Below are 20172 nucleotides of genomic sequence, written 5' to 3' on the forward strand. Positions count from 1 at the left end.
TCAAAGAGCTGACCTTCAAACCACACAGGCAGAACGTCGGTGAGGAATTACCCTCGAATTTCAAACCCAACCAGAAGCAGTTCTTCCCCGGCCTAAACCGGCGTCATACCCGCCTTGTCAGATTTTAACGCCAAACAGTGGGAACAACCAAAGTCGTTCGCGTCGTCAGCGCCGCGGTAGATAAGTGAACCAGGGCTCCTTGTCAACACCGCTTTTCAGAATTTCGGCAGAACCGATTTTCTCGGTCACTTAATTGTCGAATTTATCATTCGTTTTCAGTGACTTGCTTCCGTGCCCGCCGCCGTTTGGCGCCGCGCTCTTCAGCGATGAGCGGGTTATAGGGGCGACCCGTTTTCCTGTAAAGCCCCCTCCATGACAAAAACGACATTTTTCGGTTTTGACCTCGTCCTGCGTGTGGAAAACACGACTGGATCACCAGAGATTTCAGGCGCCTCCGGCCCTTTGTGGTTTTCGGCAGATTTTTCAGGACCTTCTCCCCTTTATAGGGGCGGTTATGATCGCGAACGGCACGATATCCCAAAACTCCGCGCTTTCGCCGCATTTGCGGAAGATATGACGGCCATTGAAATCATTGTCGGCTCTCCTTAGGCTGCGCCTCACGCTATACCTATATAGAGAAGAGGCCGCTCGCTTCGGCCCCTGGGGGAAGACCTATTCAATATCAAAGGACGGCGCGTTGAACGCTGCGCAACGAAATCGCCACGCTTCCCTGCTGCGTGCCAGCGGGTTCGAAGATGGCCCGGCCCTGACAGTTCAGTCGACCGACGGTGAAATTCCGCAGGGTCGCGAGCTGAGTTTTGCCTGGTTGAGCGGCACGGTGATGACCGGCCTTACCTCGGTCCTGCTCATGGGCGCGGCGCTCTATGTATCCTTCCAGGGCCAGGACACGTTTTCGACTGCCTATAAGGCGCTGCAGCTCGCGGCACCGAAACTCGAACAGCCCTTTGCGACCGATATCACCGCAAAGTCCTCGCGTATTCGTCCCGTCGCTGCCACCCGTTCCGACCTCGAAACCATCGAGGCTTCCATTCGCCAGGTGGTCGATGGCCGCGAGATCCTGCGCAACCAGCCTTTCACCCGCCTCCGCGCCACACTCGCGACGACAGCGACTTCTCTTTCTGCCGATGCGCCGGCCTATGATCCCGTCGCCATTCTCAATGCCACCCAGCCGCTGCAGGCCGGCGCCCTCGATCTCAATGCCGACGTCTATGGCACCGATGTCGATGGCGAAGTCGCCGTGCGCCAGGCCGACATGCCGGCAAGCTTCATTCCCGCCCGCGCCATCAGCGATGAAGTGGCCGCCGATTTCGTTCGCGGTTCGGCCGAAGCGACCTTCTACACGGAAGATGCACCGCCGACCCTGGCCTATGCCGCGCTCGGCCCCAGCCTCGATGCGCTGGCCAAGGAGGGCACGCCCTCTTCTCCCAATGGTATTGCGGAAAATGTGACTGTCGTTCCCAAGACGACCCTTGCCGCCAATAACGGCCCCGGCCGCACCGAGCGTTTTCTGACCGTCCGCGAAGTCGGCCCCCTCGCCGATACCCTGGTACGCAACGGCTTTACCCGTGCCCAGGTCTCGATGGTGGAAAACACCCTCGCCAATCTCATGCCGGCAAGCGGCCTGCCGGCCGGCATTCGCCTGCGCATTCTCTATGGTCCGCTGACCAGCGACAGCAACAGCCTCGTGCCCTACCGCATGTCGATCTATCGCCCCGAAGGGGTGCAGGGCGATCCGCATATCGCAACGGTCGCCCTCAGCGACAATGGGCAATATGTCGTGGGCTTGCAGCCCGATTGGGTCGATTTCCCGCATGAAGATATCGAGCAGATCAATGTGGGCAATCTGCCCACGGTCTATCGGTCGATCTGGGAAACCGGCCGCAAGCACGACCTCGACGACGACACTATCCAGCGCATTGTCGGTATGTTCGCCTATGACGTCGACATGACCAAGCGCATCTCGGCCGGCGACACCATCGAAATTCTCGAGACCCAGGACGCGCCGGATGCCAAGCCCGAGCTGCTCTATGTCTCGCTCAACCTCTCGGGCACCAAGCGCCAGCTCTATCGCTTCGCCACAGAAGACGGCACCGTCGATTTCTATGACCCCGATGGCGAAACCGGCAAACGCTTCCTCAATCGCCGTCCGCTCGAAGGCGGCGGCACCCTGCGTTCGCGCTTCGGCTATCGCATTCATCCGATCTTCAAAACGCGAAAACTGCATACCGGCGTCGATCTCGCCGCCCGCTCCGGCACGCCGATCTATGCAGCCGGCGACGGCGTCATTTCCTATTATCGCTGGCAGTCCGGCTACGGCAACAAGATCGAGATCCAGCACGTCAACGGCTATGAAACCGCTTATGGGCACCTCTCGCGCTATGTCGACGGGCTCGGCGTCGGCAGCAAAGTGCGCCAGGGCCAGCTCATCGGCTATGTCGGCTCGACCGGCCAGTCGACCGGCCCGCACCTCCATTTCGAAATCCTGATCAACGGCAATCTCGTCGATCCCCTGAGCGTGAAACTGCCCAAGGACAATGTGCTGGCGCCGCAATATCGCGACGCCTTCAACCAGGCCATGGCCCAGATCGACGACCTGCTGGCTCGCGAGGGCACTCCCACGCAGGTCGCCGCCGCCAAGACCCCATAAAGGCCTATTCCGCGCGCGCAACCCAGACGGCAAGCTGATTGCCGCCGGGCTCGCGGAAATGAAACCGCCGCCCGCCGGGAAAATCGAACTGGGCGCGGGTGATCACGCCGCCCGCGGCAATGACGCGCCGCTCGGCATCGTCGAGATCGTCCGTCCTGACAATCGCCATGGTCGCTGCAACGCGGCCTTCCGCCTGATCAATACCGCCATCGATCCCCGCATTTTCGAGCCCGTCATAATCCGGCCCATAGCTGGTGATCCCCCAGCCGAAAGCCGCAGTGAAGAAGGCGCTGCTCTTCGCCCGGTCCGTCGAGGGAAACTCGACATAGTCGATCTTGTCAGCCATTTTTGCGCACCTGTTTGTTCTTGTTATGTTCTAGATCGTCGCTGAACGAAAAGCAAGCCGTTCAAGCCGCAAGATCGGCACTGATAGCAAAACCCGGCAGGCCAGCCAGATGCTCGACCAGCGCCGCACGAAAAGCGCGGACATTTGGCGTGTCCTTCAGGTGCGCGCGATATACGAGATAAAGCGGCTTGGATATGGTCACGTAGCCCGGAAGCACCACTTCCAGGGTCCCTGCCTCCAGCCGGTCGCGAATATGAAAAAGCGGCGCCTTGGCAAAACCGATCCCATTGAGCACGGCATGTAGGGTGAGATCGGGATGCTGGGCGGAAAAGGCGACGGAAACCGGCGCCGAAAGCGCCTCCTCGCCACGAGCCAGCGCCAGGCTGTGCTCCTCGGGATCGTCACGATATTGAATATAGCTCAGGCGCTGCAAATCTTCCGGCCCCTCTGGCCGGCCGACAGCATCAAGATAGGCCGGCAAAGCAATAAGCACACCTTCCATGAACCCGATGCGCCGCACCAGGCCCGTCCCGTCCCCGGGACGCCCGCCGCGCACGGCGATATCGACGCCTTCCGCTTCAAGATCGATCACCGCATCGCTGGTGATGACATCGACCCGCAACCCGGGATGACGCTCCCGCAGCAGTGCCAGCACCGGTCCCATCACCGCTTGCCCGAACAGCATGTTGACGGTAACCCGCAGCTTGCCGGAAACTTGCCCGCGCAAATCTTCCAGCGCCGATTGCATCTCGGCCAGTGAAGCCAGCACCCGCAAGCCATGCCTATTGACCAGGAGTCCCGCCGCCGTCGGCTGTACGCCATGGCGCGACCGCACCAGCAATTGCTGGCCGACAGCGGCCTCAAGCCCGGCGATTTTCTGGCTTATCGCCGGCTGGCTCACCCCCAGCCGCCGCGCCGCCGCCGTCAGCGATCCGGTTTCGAGGGCAAGGGCGAGACTGCGCAGGGCCAGATCGTCCATAATCGTTCCTTATGTAATCCCTAACAAAAACCCATCTGAATATCGCATCTGCTTATATCTAACTGATCCCTCGTTGTCATCGACACTGGAGGTTCATCATGACGCAATCCGCCCTCTCCCGCCGCAGCCTGCTCGCCTCGCTGGTTGCTGCCCCTGCTTTCCTCGCCTTGCCGGCTTTCATCCGCACCGCCAATGCCGAGGCCACGGAAAGCGTCCCGGCCAGCAACCACAGTGCGGTGATCCGCCGTCGCGTCGGCGATATCGAGCTTTTCGCGCTGGCCGATGGTTTTTCCAGCCTGCCGAGCCAGATTCTTGTCGGCATGGAGAACGAGGTCGCCACGGCAGCCGCCCGCATTGCCCACAAGCCCCACGATCCGGCGAGCCTCACCATCTCCATCAATACCTATTTGATCCGCAGCGGCGATCGCCTCATCGCCGTGGATACCGGCGCCACATCCGCCATGGCACCCACGCTCGGCGCCTGGCGCAGCAGCCTCGCCGAGGCCGGCATTGTCCCCGAAGATGTGGACACGCTTTTTCTCACTCATGCCCATTCCGACCATGTCGGCGGCATGACCGACGCGGCGGGCGCCCGCACCTTACCAAATGCCCAATTGCTTCTCGCCGAAGCCGAATGGAGCTTTACCCATGACGAGGCGCTCTATGCCTCGCTGCCACCCGAATTCCAGCCCAATTTCCGCTTCTCGCGCGGCCAGCTCGCGCCCTATGCCGAGGGCCGCAAGGAGCTGGCCATGACCAAGGAAACCGAAATCGCCCCCGGCGTCACCGCCCTGCCCATGCAAGGGCACACGCCGGGCCATATGGGCCTGCGCCTCGAAAGTCAGGGCGAAACCCTCCTCATCTGGGGCGATGTCGTGCACGCGCCGGCCTATCAGTTCACCCGGCCCGATTGGTCCGTCGCTTTCGATGCCGACATGGCCTCGGCCATCGCCACCCGCCAGCGCCTCCTCGATATGGCGGCGACGGACGACCTGATGGTCGCCGGCATGCATCTCGATTTCCCCGCGCTCGGCTATGTCGAGCGCCACGGCACCGCCTATCGTTACCTCGCGGCCCCACCCGATTTCCGCGTCTAGAGCATGTCTCCCGAAAGTGGGTACCGGTTTCGGGATAAAGACATGCGTAAAACCAAAGACCGAAAGCGCGTAGAGCGAATCTAAAAGATCGCCACGCGCTTTAGGCAAACAAAAAGGGCGCCGTCACCGGCGCCCTTCTCTCAAAAATGCTCTTCGCCTATTCGGCGGCCCTGCTTTCGGCGTGACCACCAGGCAGCAGCACAATGCCGTCATCGTCGGCATCGACCACCACGCGTTCGCCATCGGCAACCTTGCCCGAGAGAATTTCCTCGGCAAGGCCATCCTGCACTTCGCGCTGGATAACGCGCTTTAGCGGACGCGCACCGTAGGCTGGGTCATAGCCTTCATTGGCGAGCCATTCCCGCGCCTTGGGCGTCAGTTCGAGCGAGATATCCCGGTCCCTGAGCAGCTTTTCGAGCCGCCCAAACTGGATATCCACGATCGAACCCATATGCTCGCGACCGAGGCGATGGAACAGCAGGATCTCGTCGATACGATTGAGGAATTCCGGCCGGAACGCCGCCTTCACCGCATCGAGCACTTTTCCGCGCACCAGTTCCACCGGCTCACCATCCTTGAGCTCGACCAGGTATTCGGCACCGAGGTTCGAGGTCAGGATGATGACCGTATTGCGGAAATCGACCGTACGCCCCTGCCCATCCGTCAGCCGCCCATCATCGAGCACCTGCAGCAAAACGTTGAACACATCCGGATGCGCCTTTTCGATCTCGTCGAAGAGCACGACCTGATAGGGCCGGCGCCGCACGGCTTCCGTGAGCACACCACCTTCGTCATAGCCGACATAGCCCGGAGGCGCGCCGATCAGCCGAGCCACGGAGTGCTTTTCCATGAACTCCGACATATCGAGCCGCACCATGGCGGTTTCGTCGTCAAAGAGAAACTGCGCCAAAGCCTTGGTCAATTCGGTCTTGCCGACGCCCGTTGGCCCGAGGAACATGAACGAGCCGATCGGCCGGTTCGGATCCTGCAAGCCGGCGCGCGACCGCCGCACGGCCTTGGCCACCGCGGCCACGGCTTCGGCCTGCCCGATGACGCGAGCGCCAAGCGAGCTCTCCATATGGAGGAGCTTTTCCTTTTCGCCTTCCATCATCCGGTCGACGGGAATGCCGGTCCAGCGCGACACCACCTGCGCAATGTCGGTCGGCTCCACGGTTTCCTTGGCCATCAGCGGATCGGGCTTGCCGTCGCCATCCGGATCATCGGCCGTCTTCAGCCGCTTTTCGAGATCGGGAATGACGCCATAGGCCAGCTCACCCGCCTTGGCGAGATCGCCCTGGCGCTGCGCAATTTCGAGCTGCGAACGCGCCGCATCCAGCTCTTCCTTGAGCTTTGTGGATCCCTGCAGCCTTTCCTTTTCCGCAAGCCACTTCGAGGACAAAGCCTGCGCCTGTTCCTCGAGCCCGGAAAGCTCATGCTCCAGCCGATCGAGACGAGTCTTCGACCCGTCATCGGTTTCCTTCTTCAGCGCCTCGCGCTCGATTTTCAGCTGCATGATGCGCCGGTCGAGTTCGTCCAGCGCTTCGGGCTTGCTATCGACCGCCATGCGCAACCGCGCCGCCGCCTCGTCCATCAGGTCGATGGCCTTGTCGGGCAGGAAACGGTCGGTGATATAGCGGTTGGACAGCGTCGCCGCGCTCACCAGTGCCGAGTCGGCAATGCGAATGCCATGATGCAGCTCGTATTTTTCCTTCAAGCCCCGCAGGATCGAGATCGTATCTTCCACGGTCGGCTCGGACACAAACACCGGCTGGAACCGCCGGGCCAACGCGGGGTCCTTCTCCACGTGCTTGCGATATTCATCGAGCGTCGTCGCACCCACGCAGTGCAGTTCGCCGCGCGCCAAAGCGGGTTTGAGAAGGTTCGACGCATCCATGGCGCCATCACCCTTGCCCGCCCCCACCAGCGTATGCATTTCGTCGATGAACAGAATGATCTGCCCCTCGGCCGACTGCACTTCGTTGAGCACGCTCTTCAGCCGCTCCTCGAACTCGCCCCGATATTTCGCGCCGGCAATCAGCGCACCCATGTCGAGCGCAAGCAGGCTCTTGTTCTTGAGCGATTCCGGCACATCGCCATTGACGATGCGAATAGCGAGACCCTCGGCAATCGCCGTCTTGCCCACGCCGGGTTCGCCAATAAGAACCGGATTGTTCTTGGTCCGCCGGCTCAGCACCTGAATGGTGCGCCGGATTTCCTCATCCCGCCCAATAACGGGATCAAGCTTACCTTCGCGCACATCCTGCGTCAGGTCGCGCGCATATTTCTTCAGCGCATCATAGGCATTCTCCGCCGAAGCCGAGTCCGCCGTGCGCCCCTTGCGAATTTCCTCGATGGCCGTGTTCAACCCCTGCGGCGTCACCCCAGCCGAAGCCAGAATCTTGCCCGCATCGGTATCCTTCTCGACCGTCAGCGCCAAAAGCAGCCGCTCGGCCGTCACATAGCTATCACCAGCCTTCTGCGCCGCGCTCTCGGCCGTGTCGAAAACACGCGCCAGTTCGCGGCTGAGATAAAGCTGCCCGGCATCGCCCGAAACTTTTGGAATCTTGTTGAGCGCAGCTTCAACGCCGGCCCGCGCCGCCTTGGCGTCGCCACCCGCGCGTTCGATCAGCCCCGAGGCGAGCCCCTGGTCATCGTCAAGCAGCACCTTAAGCAGATGGACCGGCGCAAACTGCTGATGGCCCTTGCCCAAAGCTGCCGTCTGCGCGCTCTGGATAAAGCCGCGCGAGCGCTCGGTATATTTTTCGATATTCATTCAACTCTCCTTGTCTCGCTCGCCACCCAGCCCTCGATAGGCACCGGCATGACGACGGAAGCGTCGTGTGCAAAACGCCCGGCAACCCGGCGCGCTCCGTCACACGAGGATATATGGGGAGGTTTTTAGAACGGGCAATGCCGTGGCGGAGCTAAATTGGAAGCGGCGCTGCGTCCTTGAGAGGTCCCAGCCTGGTCTGTTGCGACAATGTCGGCAAGGGGGTGGTAAGCCGACAGTCAGGTTTTGGAGCTGCAGATAGAAAAGCGGCCAACACACTGTCATTCCAACAAGCACCATCGCCCAATACGGCCCTATGAACTCTGGGCCGCTCGCTCTAGATATCGCGAATACCTTCCGAAGCGGTACCTACGCGTAAGTCATGACCACTGCGCCAACAACGCCTTATCGAGTCATCGGCGACAACGGCCGGGTAGACGGAGGATATTGGACGAGGACCAAGCCCACGGGGCCGCTAGCATCGGTGATAGACAGCGCACTGGATCAAAACTGGGGAAACACCGCGACAAGGGTTGTTGAAATGACAGTACCTGCCGGAACTCGTCTGTTTGAAGGTATCGCGGCGCCTCAGCGTGGCCTAGTGGGTGGTGGTAACCAGATCTATTTCGATCAGAATCTTAACCCCCTCAATCCAACCTGGATAAAGTAATGTCGGAATGCACATGGGAAGAAATTCACGGCTTTAGCTCGTTGGGCGAACACACGCGCTTTGTGTCCTGGATCGAGAGACAGAAAGAAATGAACGTTTGTGAAGAACTCCTCCAGCCTGAAAGCCCCTTAGGCGCCTTTCCGAGTCGCTTATTCAAATGCCGCGCCGACGGAGCAATTTGGAAATTGACGGTCCCGGACCCTGGATACTTCCCGGGATCGTGGCTTCCGTCGGACGACCGGTAACGAGCCGATCGACGCAACTGTCACCCGTCCACGTCAAAGGCGACCGGAAGGGCCTTTGATCGGGTTGCGTACGTTGCTAGGGCCCATTGACGAAGGAGGCAACGTAAAGTTGCGACCGCAGCATGAATAGGTGCTCTCCCAACGTAGATACTGAGTGCCTCTACGATCCCAAACTTGCGGACACACGATGATAGTACTGACAAGAATGTTCGATGGAGATCTGCGGGTCAATCGCACGGTGTATTCGATCTATTGGCCCCGGCTTCCGGCGCACTCAGCGGACGTGCGCCACTACCTCGTGGTTGCCGATGAAAACTGGTCTGGTCTCACTACAGCAACTGAAGACATGTGCGAGGTCGTTGACCCCGACCTGAGCGATTTTGACCTCCGAAAAGGAGCGGATGGAAGAGACATGCTTGTCCACTGGGCGGCAGTTGAAGACGCACTGCTCGACAGGATGATCGAATACGACCAAGCAGCAATGATGGAATTTCGACGAAGGCTTGAGGGGGGACGCCCCGCCATCAGGGTCTAAGCGCAGTTGAGAAAGTGAGTATTATCCTACGCTTTCCCTGTTCATGCTGCGGGTTTCTAACGTATGTCTATCCGCCCGCTGGAGGCTACGAAGTCTGCCCGGTTTGCTTCTGGGAAGACGACCCTGTCCAGGCAGCGGACGAAAACTATGCAGGGGGTGCAAATCGCGTCAGCCTTTCCACAACCCGCAGAAATTTCCGCGAGTATGGGGCCAAGGACCGACTGTCGTTGCCGCATGTTCGTCCGCCAGAACCACGCGAGCTGCCAGCTGACTTGTCGACATCCCCTCTTTGGGCAAGGTCAGAGTTCCGCTGCTCTCGCTCCTGTCTGGCGACTATTCGGAGCTAGACAAGCCGATAGCGAGTTCGGCGCATCTAGTGTCCTCTTTTGGCAAACGGCCAGACGCCGTGCTCCGACTGGAATGGGGTCGAAAGCAGCCGAGTCTAAATGCACCACTTCGGCCACCGAGGCCTCCCGCCCACCTACCCCTGCAAAAACGCCCTCGCATGCTCAAACACCGCCGGCGCCCCAATAATCGTATGATGCGTCACCCCCGGAATGATGGCCAGCCGACTTGGGGAGCGCAGTGATCCATCGAGGCCCGCGTCCCTCTGCCCGCCACCGAGCAATTTGTAGAAATCGACCACATGCTCGGGTCGGATGGAATCGGCATCCGCGAAAACCAGCAGCGTCGGCGCCTTGATGGTTTTGACCCCTTCGGACCAGTCATAGTCCCTGACGCCGAGCTGGCCCGATTTGCGCATCACCCTCACCCAATCGACATCCGGGTAAAGCTCAGCCAGAGGCGATTGGGCGATGCTGCCGCCGATTGCATCGGCCATGTCGGGCATTTTCTCGAATGCCGCCCTGACTTCCGGATAGTCGCCATTCCGGGCATAGCCGGCCGACACGATCACCAGTTTTTCCAGCATATCGGGATGTCGAATGGCAAACTGGATCGCGATCTTGCCACCGAACGAATAGCCCATGACGCTGGCCTTCTCGATTCCGCGATCCCGCAGCACCGCGGCAACGTCATCGGCCGCCTGCTCGATGGACCAGGGCGTGTCGCTATCCTTGCTCAGACCATGCCCGCGCGCATGAATGGCGATCACCTTGAAAGCCCCGGCCATGGCCGCAAGCGGCGCACCGAAGAAACCGGAAGGGTTCACGCCGCCATGCAGCATGAGCAGCGGCGCACCTTCGCCATGGATTTCGTAATAGAGCTCGGTTCCCTCAACCGGCGCATATCCGCTCTCGATCGCCTGCGACATGGTGTTTCCCTCTCCTGATTGGGCCGTAACTTTTGTGGGCGCCGCCAGCGCGGCGAAAACCAAAAGCACCCCGACAATTGCTTTCAACATCGCCTCCCCTTGAGCCCGCAGGCCCAGACCCGGCTTCGGATCCTCAGCCTAGTTCCCTCATTCCTCGATCGCCAGAAAGTCGATCACCGCCTCGGCAAACCGCGGATCGGTATTGATGTTGTAATGCGTCGCACTGGGAACGACGGCAAACCGATTGGGCGTCATGCCTTCGCCGGCCCAGCCGCCATCGGCCTGACCACCGCCCAAAAGTTCGAAGAAGCGGGTGGCATGACTGATCCGCACCGCGTCATAATCGGCGACGACAAGCAGGGTCGGGGTTTTGATCTCGCCGATCTCAGACGACCAGTCATAGTCATTGCCGATAAAGGCACCCATCTGCCCGAGCAGTTTTGGGAAATTGGCAGGGTCAGGCGCGATCGCCTTATAGGCTTCGTAGAGCGGGGTTTGCATCAAGCCCTCGGCCTGCTCCGCGCTGATGCTCCGCATCCCCTGGGCGTTATAGTCGTGCCAGCCGGAATAGGCATAGGGCGCCGAGGCGACCACCAGCCGGTCCAGCACTTCGGGATGATCGATGGCAAGGCGAATGCCGGTGATCCCACCCATGGAATAGCCCACGACATCGGCCCGTTCATGCCCCAGCCATTTTATGAGTTCGGCGACATCGGTCGCGAAAGCTTCAAAACTCATTGGCCGATCAAAGGGCAAGGTGCGGCCATGCGCCTGAAAATCCACGGCGATCACCTGGTGCCCCTTCGCCAGTGCGGTGAGCGTGGGACCGAAATCATTCATATTCTGCAGTCCGCCATGCAGCAGCACCAGCGGCTCGCCCTCGCCGAAAACGGCATAGGCCAGGTCGATGCCATTGACGGGCGCATAGCCCGACTGGCTTGGGGTAGGAAGAGACATGTCCGCCTCCTGGGCGCGAATGGAGGGATTGGCGAAGACGAAAGCTGTCGCTGCAAGAAGGCTGGCCAAAAGTTTCAGCATGGTCATTCCCCTGAGGTGCAATTGTCAGGGCGACGAATGAGCGATGGCATTTTCGACAGGGGAGCCGAACAAACTGCCTCGGCCCGGGGCAGTGTGAGACTGCCAAACCGCCAAACAACAGAAATGCAATGGGGAAGACTGCGCGCCAGATCGGACGGGACCGCGACGCGTCTTGGCCGCAACAGCAGCCAAAAACAAAAGGCCGGGCATCTCGCCCGGCCTTTTTCTGAAATTCTTACTCCGCTGCCGGAGCCGTCCCTGCCGTCAGGAAGGCCGGCAATTCGCCGACATCGGGCTGCGGCGCATTGGCGGGATCGACATTGCCTTCCCCGCCAGCCGGACGACGGCGGCGCGGACGACGCTCGCGCGGCTTGCGGGCCGGCTGTTCGCCGCCTTCGGCAGCAACCGCCGGCTGAGCCGCTTCGCCACCCTCTGCCGCAACCGGCTCGGCGCTTTCAGCGACGGCGGCCACGACACCGGGCTGCTCGTCATTGGCCTCGTGGCCATTGTTGACCTGCACCGGCTGGGGCGAAGAGAAGCGCGAGTTCATTTCCGAGACATCGTCATCGAACTCGTTATCGTCCTGGTTCTGGCCATCGCGCTGGCCATTCATGGCCTGCTGGGCGGAAGAGACGATGCGGAAATAATGTTCTGCGTGCTGGAGATAATTCTCCGCCATCACCGAGTCACCAGACGACTGGGCATCGCGCGCCAGTTGCAGGTATTTTTCGGCGACATGAGCCGCATTGCCGCGGACCTTTACGTCCGGACCGTTGCTCTCATAGTTGCGCGACAACGGATTGACGTGCTTGCGTCCACCGTTCCGGCCACGCTGCCGGTTCTTGTTCTGGTTTGGTCTCATCGGGTCGCTTTGTCTAACTCTAGATCGGTAAGCGTCACATCTGGGCGGACCGGACTTTTGGCGGGTCTCGCCCCACATCCCGCGAACATCGCTGTGGATGGGGTTATACTGGTTTCATGAAGACCGTATGCTCTCTGCAGCGCCCCCGGAATAATCCGCCCTTTTGATCCCGCTTAGTCCCCAAAGGGAACAAGCACGGCCCCTGCCGCAAGATTTGGATATAGGGTGTGGTCGCCGCGGCGCCCATGATGCGCCATTGACAGCAGGGTCAAACTAGCGGTTTTCGCCGATCTTGACCAGCACAAAGTATCTTGTGCCCAGTTTCTGCCTTTCGACACGCTAGATGTGGTGCGCCGAAACCACACGATCAAGGCCCGCCAGGTCCTTCTCGACCGCAATTTGCGAAAAACCTGCCGCCCCAAAGAGATTCGAAACCGCCTCCCCCTGATCATAGCCGATCTCGACCAGAATTTTGCCACCAGGCTTCAACCACCGCGCCGCCTCGGCTGCAATGATCCGATAAGGCCCCAATCCATCCGGTCCCCCATCCAGCGCCAGCCGCGGATCAAAGTCTTTCACCTCGGGCGAAAGTGTCTCCACAACCTCGGACGAGATATAGGGCGGATTGGAAAGAATGAGATCGAAGCGCACGTCCAGCCCCGCGCCCGATGCAGCACCCTCCCCCTCGCGGGGAGGGGTGGGGAGGGGGGCCAGAGCCCCGAACCAATCCCCTTGTCTCAGGTGCAATCGATTAGCCACCCCGTTCCGTTCGGCATTCCGCCCCGCCATTTCCAGCGCCCGCGGATTGATATCCGTCGCCACCGCGCGCGCATCCGGCCTGTTCGCCAAAACCGAAATCGGAATACACCCCGATCCCGTCCCAAGATCGACGAACCGTCCACTCTTCGGCAGCGCCTTCAGCGCCAGATCGACCAGCAGTTCCGTGTCGGGTCGCGGCTCCAGCGTCGCTTCGTTCAGCGCGAACTCGAGCCCATAAAATTCCTTGTGCCCAAGAATCCGCGCCACCGATTCACCGGTCAGCCGCTTCTGCATCAACTTGGTGACATCAGATGCTAACAGTCTGCTAACCAACTCGCTCTCACGCACCGCCAATTGCAGCGCATTAAAACCGAGCGCGTGCCCCACCAGAAGCTTGGCATCCAGCGTCGCCGTGCCAACGCCTTTTTCCGTGAACACATCCCGCCAGCGCCGCCAAAGCGCGCCGACAGTAACCTCGTCACTCAGTTGGAACTCTCCATGGCGGCGAGCTGCGCCGCCTGGTTTTCGGTGATCAGCGCCTCGATCAGTTCGTCCAGCGCTTCGCCCGCTATCACCTTGTCGAGCTTATATAAAGTCAGGTTGATGCGATGATCGGTAACCCGTCCCTGCGGGAAATTATAGGTCCGGATACGCTCCGAACGATCCCCCGAACCCACCTGCCCCTTGCGCTCGGCGGAGCGCGCGCTATCCCGCTCCTCGCGCTGCATTTCATAAAGCCGCGCCCTAAGCACCACCATGGCCTGCGCCCGGTTCTGGTGCTGCGATTTCAGTGCCGACGTGACGACAATCCCGGTCGGCAAATGGGTAATGCGAACCGCCGAGTCGGTGGTGTTGACGTGCTGCCCACCGGCACCCGAAGCGCGCATCGTGTCGATGCGGATATCTTCATTTTTGATATCAATATCAATGTCTTCTACCTCGGGCAGCACCGCCACCGTCGCCGCCGAAGTATGGATGCGACCCGAGCTTTCTGTCGCCGGCACACGCTGCACGCGGTGCACGCCGGACTCATATTTCATCCGCGCATAAACGCCCTTGCCCGACACATTGGCGATGACTTCCTTGTAGCCCCCCATTTCGCCAGGGCTCTCTTCCATCAGCGTGACCTTCCAGCCGCGCAGCGCTGCATAGCGCTCATACATGCGGAAGAGATCACCAGCGAACAGCGCCGCTTCATCGCCACCCGTGCCGCCACGGATTTCGAGGATGATCGATTTCTCGTCGGCCTCGTCCTTGGGCAGCAGCATGACGCGGATCGATTGGGTAAGAAGCTCAATCTTTTCATCGAGTTCTTCGATTTCCGCGGCGGCCATTTCGGCCATGTCCTTGTCCGGTCCCCTGGCAAGGGACTCGGCCTCGGCACGGTCGCGCTGGGCCTTCTGATAGGCATTGATTTCGCCCACGATCGGGGAAAGGTCCGAATGTTCCTTGGAGAGTTTTGCCAGCTCATCCGGGCTCGCGCCGCCGGAAAGGGCAGCTTCGATATATTGGAAACGGGTGGCAAGCGCGTCGAGCTTGTCCTCAGGCAAAGCAGGCATTCGGGATCTTTCCGGAGCTATCGGGGCTCTGGATAGTCGCCATCCCCGCCAATCGCAAGCAGAACTAGGGTCGAGACCCTAGCCCATGGGCAGGTTCTGCTTCTCCACCCATTCTTTCAACAAGTCCCGAATAGCGACGCCATCGGCACCCACGCTCAGGGCCGCCGCAACCGAATCCTGGATCGGCTTGAGGTCGACATTGAGCACCAGTTCCTTGATCGGCCCGATGGATGCCGGCCCCATGGAAAGCCGCGTCATGCCAATGGCCATCAGTGCCAGCGCCTCCATCGGCTTGCCCGCCAATTCGCCGCACATGGTCACCGGCTTATTGTGCCGCCGTGCCGCATCGACCACCAGCCGCATGGCGCGCAGACGGGGCAAGGCGATGGCGTCATAATTCTTGGAAACGCGCGGATTGGCCCGGTCGGCGGCGGTCAGAAACTGCACGAGATCGTTCGAACCGATAGAAACGAAATCGGCCTCGGGCATGATCTGGTCCAGCTCGAACAGCAGCGATGGCACTTCCACCATGGCCCCCAGTTCAAGCCGCGATGGTATGGGCTCGCCGGCACGACGCAGGCGCTCCATTTCCTTGGCAACCACGAGCTTGGTCTGACGGAACTCAAACGTCTCCGTGACCATCGGCACGAGAATCTTGAGCGGGCGCCCCTTGGCCGCCATCAGCAGCGCCCGCACCTGGGTGCGCAGCAGGCCCGGCCGATCAAGGCCAAGCCGGATCGAGCGATAGCCCATGGCCGGGTTTTCCTCAGCCATCGAGCGCAGATAGGGCACGACCTTGTCGCCGCCGATATCGAGCAGACGGAAGACCACCGGCCGGTCGCCGGCAATCGCCATGGCCTCGGCATAGAGGTCGACCTGCTCCTGCAGACGCGGCAGCTTGCTCGCGATCATGAACTGCAATTCGGTGCGGAAGAGACCGACCCCGCTCGCACCGGTATCGTCGAGCATAGGCAGGTCGGCCACGAGCCCGGAATTGTGCAGCAGCGTGATATCGACGCCGTCCTTGGTGACGCTCGGCTTGTCCTTGAGCGCGGCATAGTGCGCCCGGCGCTTGGCCGAAATCCGCACCTTGTCGACATAGGTCTGTTCGACATCGGGCGTCGGCCGCAGATGCACCTGCCCGGCTGGACCATCAATGATGATGTCGTCGCCGCTTTCGCACATGGAGACGATGGAATCGGCCTGCCCCACCGCCACGAGCCCAAGCGAACGCGCAACGATGGCAACGTGCGCCGTCGCCCCGCCCTCTTCGAGCACAAGCCCGCGCAGCTTCTTGCGGTCATATTCGAGCAGTTCCGCCGGCCCCATATTGCGGGCGACGAGAATAGCATTGTCGGGCAGTTCGCGATGCGCGGGCTGGCTCGTATTGGTCAGGACGCGCAGGAGGCGATTGGCGAGATCGTCGAGATCGTGCAGCCGGTCGCGAATATAGGGGTCGGTTTGGCGCAGCATGCGGGCGCGGGTATCGTTCTGCACCCGCTCCACCGCAGCTTCAGCAGACAGGCCATTGTCGATCGCCTCGGTCAGCCGGTTCACCCAGCCCCGGTCATTGGCGAACATGCGATAGGTTTCAAGAATCTCGCGATGGTCGGAACTGGGCTGCATGTCGCCATGGTCGAGCATGGCATCGATGGAGACGCGCATGCTGGCCAAGGCCTTGTCGAGCCGCGCCTTTTCCGCCTCGGTATCGTCGGCGATGAAGTTGACGACGACCACGCGGGGATCGTGCAGCACCACGGTGCCGAGCGCGATTCCATCGGTAAAGCTAACGCCGTTGAACATGCGGGGACGCCTGAGATCGATATCGGACCCCGGCTTGATCAGATTGTCGAAATCCGAGGTCGCGACCATTTCCGCAAGGATTGTGGCCGTAGTCAGCATGGCCTCGGTTTCATCCTCGCCATAGTGGCGGCGCTCGGCATTCTGGACGACCAGAACCCCCAGGGTTTGCCCGGCTCTGAGCACCGGCACGCCGAGGAATGAATTATATTTGTCCTCGCCCGTTTCGGGGCGATAGGCAAAGCCGGGATGGCTCGGGGCGTCGTCGAGGCTGAGCGGCTCGGCCTCGGACGCGATCAGGCCCACAAGACCCTCGCCGAGGCGCAGCGTCGTCATGTGGACCGATTCGGCCTTGAGGCCCTTGGTGGCGAAGAGTTCGAGCGCACCGTCATCGCGCAATACATAGAACGAGCACACATCGGCCCGCATATTGTCGGCGATCAGGCCCACGATCTTGTCGAGTCGCGCCTGCGAAGCCAGAGGCTCCGCCATGGTTTCGCGCAATTGCCGCAGCAGCACCCTTGGGCCGCCTATGGTCGTGACCATCCCACTATCGGCAGCCCCGCCGAGCCGCCCCCCTAGTTCGGACGCGGCTCCTTTCCCCTCGAAACGAGATCAGGCGTCCTTCTTGTCCAATCCGTAATAGGTGTGCAGAGCGCGAACCGCAAGCTCAGCATATTCTTCATCGATCAGGACCGAGGTCTTGATTTCCGAAGTCGTGATCAGCTGGATATTGATGCCCTTGTCGGCCAGGGCCTTGAACATGGACGATGCAACGCCCGCATGGCTGCGCATGCCGACGCCCACAACCGAGACCTTCGCCCCGCCCTTGGATCCCGAAAGGCGGGCATATTCGAACTTGCCGCCATTCTGTTCAAGCGCCTTGACCGCCTTGTCATATTCGCTGTCAGGCACGGTGAAGGTGATGTCGGTGGTCGCGCCATCATCGGCAATGTTCTGCACGATCATGTCGACGATGATGCCTTCGTCAGCGAGCTGGCCAAAAATGGCAGCGGCAACGCCGGGCTTGTCCTTGACGTCGCGAAGGGTGATCTTGGCCTCGGCCTTGGCGAGCGTCACGCCCGAAACGATCTGCTTTTCCATGATCTCATCCTCATCGCAAACGAGCGTGCCGGGGACACCGGGCTTTCCATCAGGCGCAATCTGGGGCGCGTTGGGGTCATCAAAACTGGAGCGCACCAGGAGGCGCACCTTGTGGGCCATGGCCATTTCGACCGAGCGGATCATCAAGACCTTGGCGCCGAGCGAGGCCATCTCAAGCATTTCCTCGAAGGAAATCTTGGTCATGCGCTGCGCCTTGGGCACGATGCGCGGGTCCGTCGTGTAAACGCCGTCCACATCGGTATAGATGTCGCAGCGATCTGCGCCGACGGCCGCAGCCACGGCCACAGCCGAAGTATCCGAACCACCGCGACCCAAAGTCGTCACGCGGCCATGGGGCGAAATACCCTGGAAGCCGGTGATCACAGGCACCCAGCCATCCTTCATGCGCTTGTCGAGTTCGGTCGGCTCGATGCCGGTAATTCGCGCCGCGCCATGCGCATCATCGGTATGGATCGGCACCTGCCAGCCCGCGAACGACCGCGACTGGATGCCCATTTCGCTGAGCACGATCGCCATGAGGCCGGCCGTGACCTGCTCGCCCGAGGCGACCACGGCGTCATATTCGCGCGCATCGTGGAATTTGCTCGCCTCGTTGACCCAGCCAACCAGTTCATTGGTTTTGCCCGACATGGCGGAAACGACGACGGCCACTTCATTGCCGGCTTCGACTTCGCGCTTCACATGGAGGGCGGAATGGCGGATGCGTTCGATATTGGCCATCGAGGTGCCACCGAACTTGACGACGATACGGGCCACTTTCTTCCCCGGTCTTCCGCCGAACCCGGCGGTACGCTTTCATTAGCGCGGGGAAATGCCACAAAGCGCGGTTAGGATCAACTGGGATCACGCGCTCAGCGTCACCAGTGATCGCGCCCTGCGTCACCCCGCGCCTTGAACCAGCCCCGGATGCTCTGCCATATGGGGGAAGAAGGAGCACGCAATGTCCCAGACCACGATCAACGACGCCGAGATCGCCAAGTTCACGGCCATGGCCGAGGAATGGTGGGACCCCAAGGGCAAGTTCAAGCCGCTCCATAAGTTCAATCCGGTGCGTCTGGCCTATATTCGCGACAATCTGGTCTCCCATTTTGGCCGTGATACTTCGGGCATGCGCCCTCTTGAGGGCCTAAGAATCGTCGATATCGGTTGTGGTGGTGGCCTCCTTTGTGAACCACTTACCCGGCTTGGCGCGAAAGTGACCGGTGTCGATGCTGCCGAGCGCAATATTAGCATCGCCAGGATCCACGCGGATAAGTCGGGGCTCGATATCGACTATCGCGTCACGACGTCCGAAGCCCTGGTCGCGGCCGGCGAGAAATTCGACGTCGTCCTCAACATGGAGGTCGTGGAACACGTCGACAATGTGCCGCTCTACATGAAGAGCTGCGCCGATCTCGTGGCGCCGGGCGGTTTGATGTTTACCGCCACGCTCAACCGCACTGCCCGCGCCTATGCCCTCGCCATTCTCGGCGCCGAATATGTGCTGCGCTGGCTGCCCAAGGGCACGCATGACTGGAAGAAGTTTCTTACCCCCGACGAGATACGCAGTCTCCTCACCCGCAACGGGCTGAAAGTCACCGAGGGCAAGGGCGTCACCTTCAATCCCATCGCCGACGAATGGCGGCTCTCCTCGGATATGGCGGTCAACTACATGCTGCTGGCGGAACGCCCTACCGCCTGATTTTCATTTGCCGCGCTTGAGCCATTCGGCGCGTTCGGCAGCGGAAAAATGCTCGATGGCATAGCGCAGAGCGACGCGCGGCATGGTATCGGCATGCCTGTCGAGAAAGGCGCGCAATCGCTCCTGCGCAGAGCGCTCGGTCTCACGCAGCACGCCGCCGACCACCTTGTTGATGAGATCCTGAGGGTCGTGGACGAGAATTTCGGCGATGGCAAAGACGTCGTCGAGATCGCCCTTGCGGGCAAAGGCCATGGTCGCAAGCATGGCCGTACGCCGTTCCCAGAGATTTTCTGAACGGGCCAGCGTGTAGAGCACCGAACGATCGCGATCGCGCAGCCAGACGCCGACGATCTGCGGCGCGCCAAGATCGACCAGGTCCCAATTGTTGATCCGGTCGTGTCGCCGCAGATAGAGCGCCGCCAATTCCCCACGCCGCTCTTGGGTGGTTTTCTTGAGGCCGAACTGCTTGGCCATGATCGAAACCGCACCGGCCCGCGCCTCGTGGATATCGCTGTCGAGGAGCTTTTCGATTTCATCGAGCGGCATCAGCACATGCTCTTTGGCGAGCGCAAAGACCGTGCCCATGCGCACGCCGATAAACCGGTCGCCCTCGCCATATTCGCCCTTTCCCGATTTGAAATAGCGCCCGATCTTGCGCAGTTCCTCGTCGGACTGGTTGGCTTCGAGGGCCCTGACAAAATCCTCGGACCTCGGAAAACGATCAGCCATCGCCTGCCCTCCCCGTTGCTTGCTTGAGATCACCAC

The 20172-nt window shown here is 60.9% G+C and carries 17 protein-coding genes; 6 read left to right on the forward strand and 11 right to left on the reverse strand.

Translation table 11 applies throughout. The annotated features are described in order from the left end of the window. The first annotated feature begins 372 nt into the window (after positions 1-372). Both JP75_RS26315 and JP75_RS16790 read left to right on the forward strand, forming a co-directional pair. Positions 373-609 carry a hypothetical protein gene (locus tag JP75_RS26315; protein ID WP_152565891.1) on the forward strand — a complete coding sequence of 79 codons (237 nt, stop codon included), beginning with the start codon at positions 373-375 and terminating at the stop codon, positions 607-609. Positions 610-697: 88 nt separating this feature from the next. Next, the gene (locus tag JP75_RS16790; RefSeq protein WP_035085301.1) at positions 698-2668 is read left to right on the forward strand and encodes a M23 family metallopeptidase; all 1971 of its coding nucleotides are present in this window, start codon (positions 698-700) and stop codon (positions 2666-2668) included. Positions 2669-2672: 4 nt separating this feature from the next. Here JP75_RS16790 and JP75_RS16795 read toward each other — a convergent pair whose 3' ends face one another. Beyond that, positions 2673-3014: a VOC family protein gene (locus JP75_RS16795; protein WP_035085303.1), complete on the reverse strand. Its 342-nt coding sequence runs from the start codon at positions 3012-3014 to the stop codon at positions 2673-2675. 61 nt (positions 3015-3075) lie between these two features. Continuing rightward, entirely contained in the window at positions 3076-3993 is a 918-nt protein-coding gene (locus JP75_RS16800; protein WP_051960824.1) for a LysR family transcriptional regulator, read from the reverse strand. Positions 3994-4091: 98 nt separating this feature from the next. Between JP75_RS16800 and JP75_RS16805 the strand changes: the two genes are divergently transcribed. Beyond that, positions 4092-5090 (forward strand): MBL fold metallo-hydrolase, encoded by a 999-nt coding sequence (locus tag JP75_RS16805; protein ID WP_035085305.1) that lies wholly within the window; start codon positions 4092-4094, stop codon positions 5088-5090. 157 nt (positions 5091-5247) lie between these two features. Here the strand turns inward: JP75_RS16805 and clpB are convergent, their stop codons facing one another. Further along, complete coding sequence (clpB, locus tag JP75_RS16810; protein WP_035085307.1) at positions 5248-7863, reverse strand: ATP-dependent chaperone ClpB; 2616 nt, start codon at positions 7861-7863, stop codon at positions 5248-5250. Between the two features lie 1117 nt (positions 7864-8980). Between clpB and JP75_RS16815 the strand changes: the two genes are divergently transcribed. Together JP75_RS16815 and JP75_RS27385 are read left to right on the forward strand one after the other, a co-directional pair. Continuing rightward, a complete protein-coding gene (locus tag JP75_RS16815; RefSeq protein ID WP_152565892.1) occupies positions 8981-9310 on the forward strand; it encodes a hypothetical protein in 330 nt (109 codons plus the stop codon). A 14-nt stretch (positions 9311-9324) separates the two neighbouring features. Further along, positions 9325-9657 (forward strand): CPCC family cysteine-rich protein, encoded by a 333-nt coding sequence (locus JP75_RS27385; protein ID WP_201772947.1) that lies wholly within the window; start codon positions 9325-9327, stop codon positions 9655-9657. 134 nt (positions 9658-9791) lie between these two features. Here JP75_RS27385 and JP75_RS16820 read toward each other — a convergent pair whose 3' ends face one another. The 7 genes from JP75_RS16820 to JP75_RS16850 form a co-directional block, all read right to left on the reverse strand. Next, on the reverse strand, positions 9792-10583 hold the full coding sequence (locus JP75_RS16820) for an alpha/beta fold hydrolase (protein WP_035085313.1): 792 nt from the start codon (positions 10581-10583) through the stop codon (positions 9792-9794). Positions 10584-10730: 147 nt separating this feature from the next. Beyond that, the gene (locus tag JP75_RS16825) at positions 10731-11621 is read right to left on the reverse strand and encodes an alpha/beta fold hydrolase (RefSeq protein ID WP_051960825.1); all 891 of its coding nucleotides are present in this window, start codon (positions 11619-11621) and stop codon (positions 10731-10733) included. A gap of 235 nt (positions 11622-11856) precedes the next feature. Further along, a complete protein-coding gene (locus tag JP75_RS16830) occupies positions 11857-12483 on the reverse strand; it encodes a DUF4167 domain-containing protein (RefSeq protein WP_051960826.1) in 627 nt (208 codons plus the stop codon). Between the two features lie 339 nt (positions 12484-12822). Then, positions 12823-13728, reverse strand: coding sequence for a peptide chain release factor N(5)-glutamine methyltransferase (gene prmC, locus JP75_RS16835; protein WP_035085315.1), 906 nt, complete (start codon positions 13726-13728; stop codon positions 12823-12825). Further along, complete coding sequence (prfA, locus tag JP75_RS16840; RefSeq protein ID WP_035085316.1) at positions 13725-14801, reverse strand: peptide chain release factor 1; 1077 nt, start codon at positions 14799-14801, stop codon at positions 13725-13727. The genes prmC and prfA overlap by 4 nt, the downstream gene beginning before the upstream one ends. 78 nt (positions 14802-14879) lie before the next feature. Further along, positions 14880-17147, reverse strand: a complete 2268-nt coding sequence (gene ptsP, locus JP75_RS16845; RefSeq protein ID WP_035085318.1) for a phosphoenolpyruvate--protein phosphotransferase — start codon at positions 17145-17147, stop codon at positions 14880-14882. Between the two features lie 69 nt (positions 17148-17216). After that, positions 17217-18482, reverse strand: coding sequence for an aspartate kinase (locus JP75_RS16850; RefSeq protein WP_035085320.1), 1266 nt, complete (start codon positions 18480-18482; stop codon positions 17217-17219). A 184-nt stretch (positions 18483-18666) separates the two neighbouring features. Between JP75_RS16850 and ubiG the strand changes: the two genes are divergently transcribed. After that, positions 18667-19407 (forward strand): bifunctional 2-polyprenyl-6-hydroxyphenol methylase/3-demethylubiquinol 3-O-methyltransferase UbiG, encoded by a 741-nt coding sequence (gene ubiG, locus JP75_RS16855; RefSeq protein ID WP_035085323.1) that lies wholly within the window; start codon positions 18667-18669, stop codon positions 19405-19407. A gap of 3 nt (positions 19408-19410) precedes the next feature. Here ubiG and JP75_RS16860 read toward each other — a convergent pair whose 3' ends face one another. Further along, entirely contained in the window at positions 19411-20136 is a 726-nt protein-coding gene (locus tag JP75_RS16860) for a DNA alkylation repair protein (RefSeq protein WP_035085588.1), read from the reverse strand. Positions 20137-20172: the final 36 nt, after the last annotated feature.

Origin of the sequence: Devosia riboflavina (assembly GCF_000743575.1) — a bacterium.
GTDB lineage: Bacteria > Pseudomonadota > Alphaproteobacteria > Rhizobiales > Devosiaceae > Devosia > Devosia riboflavina.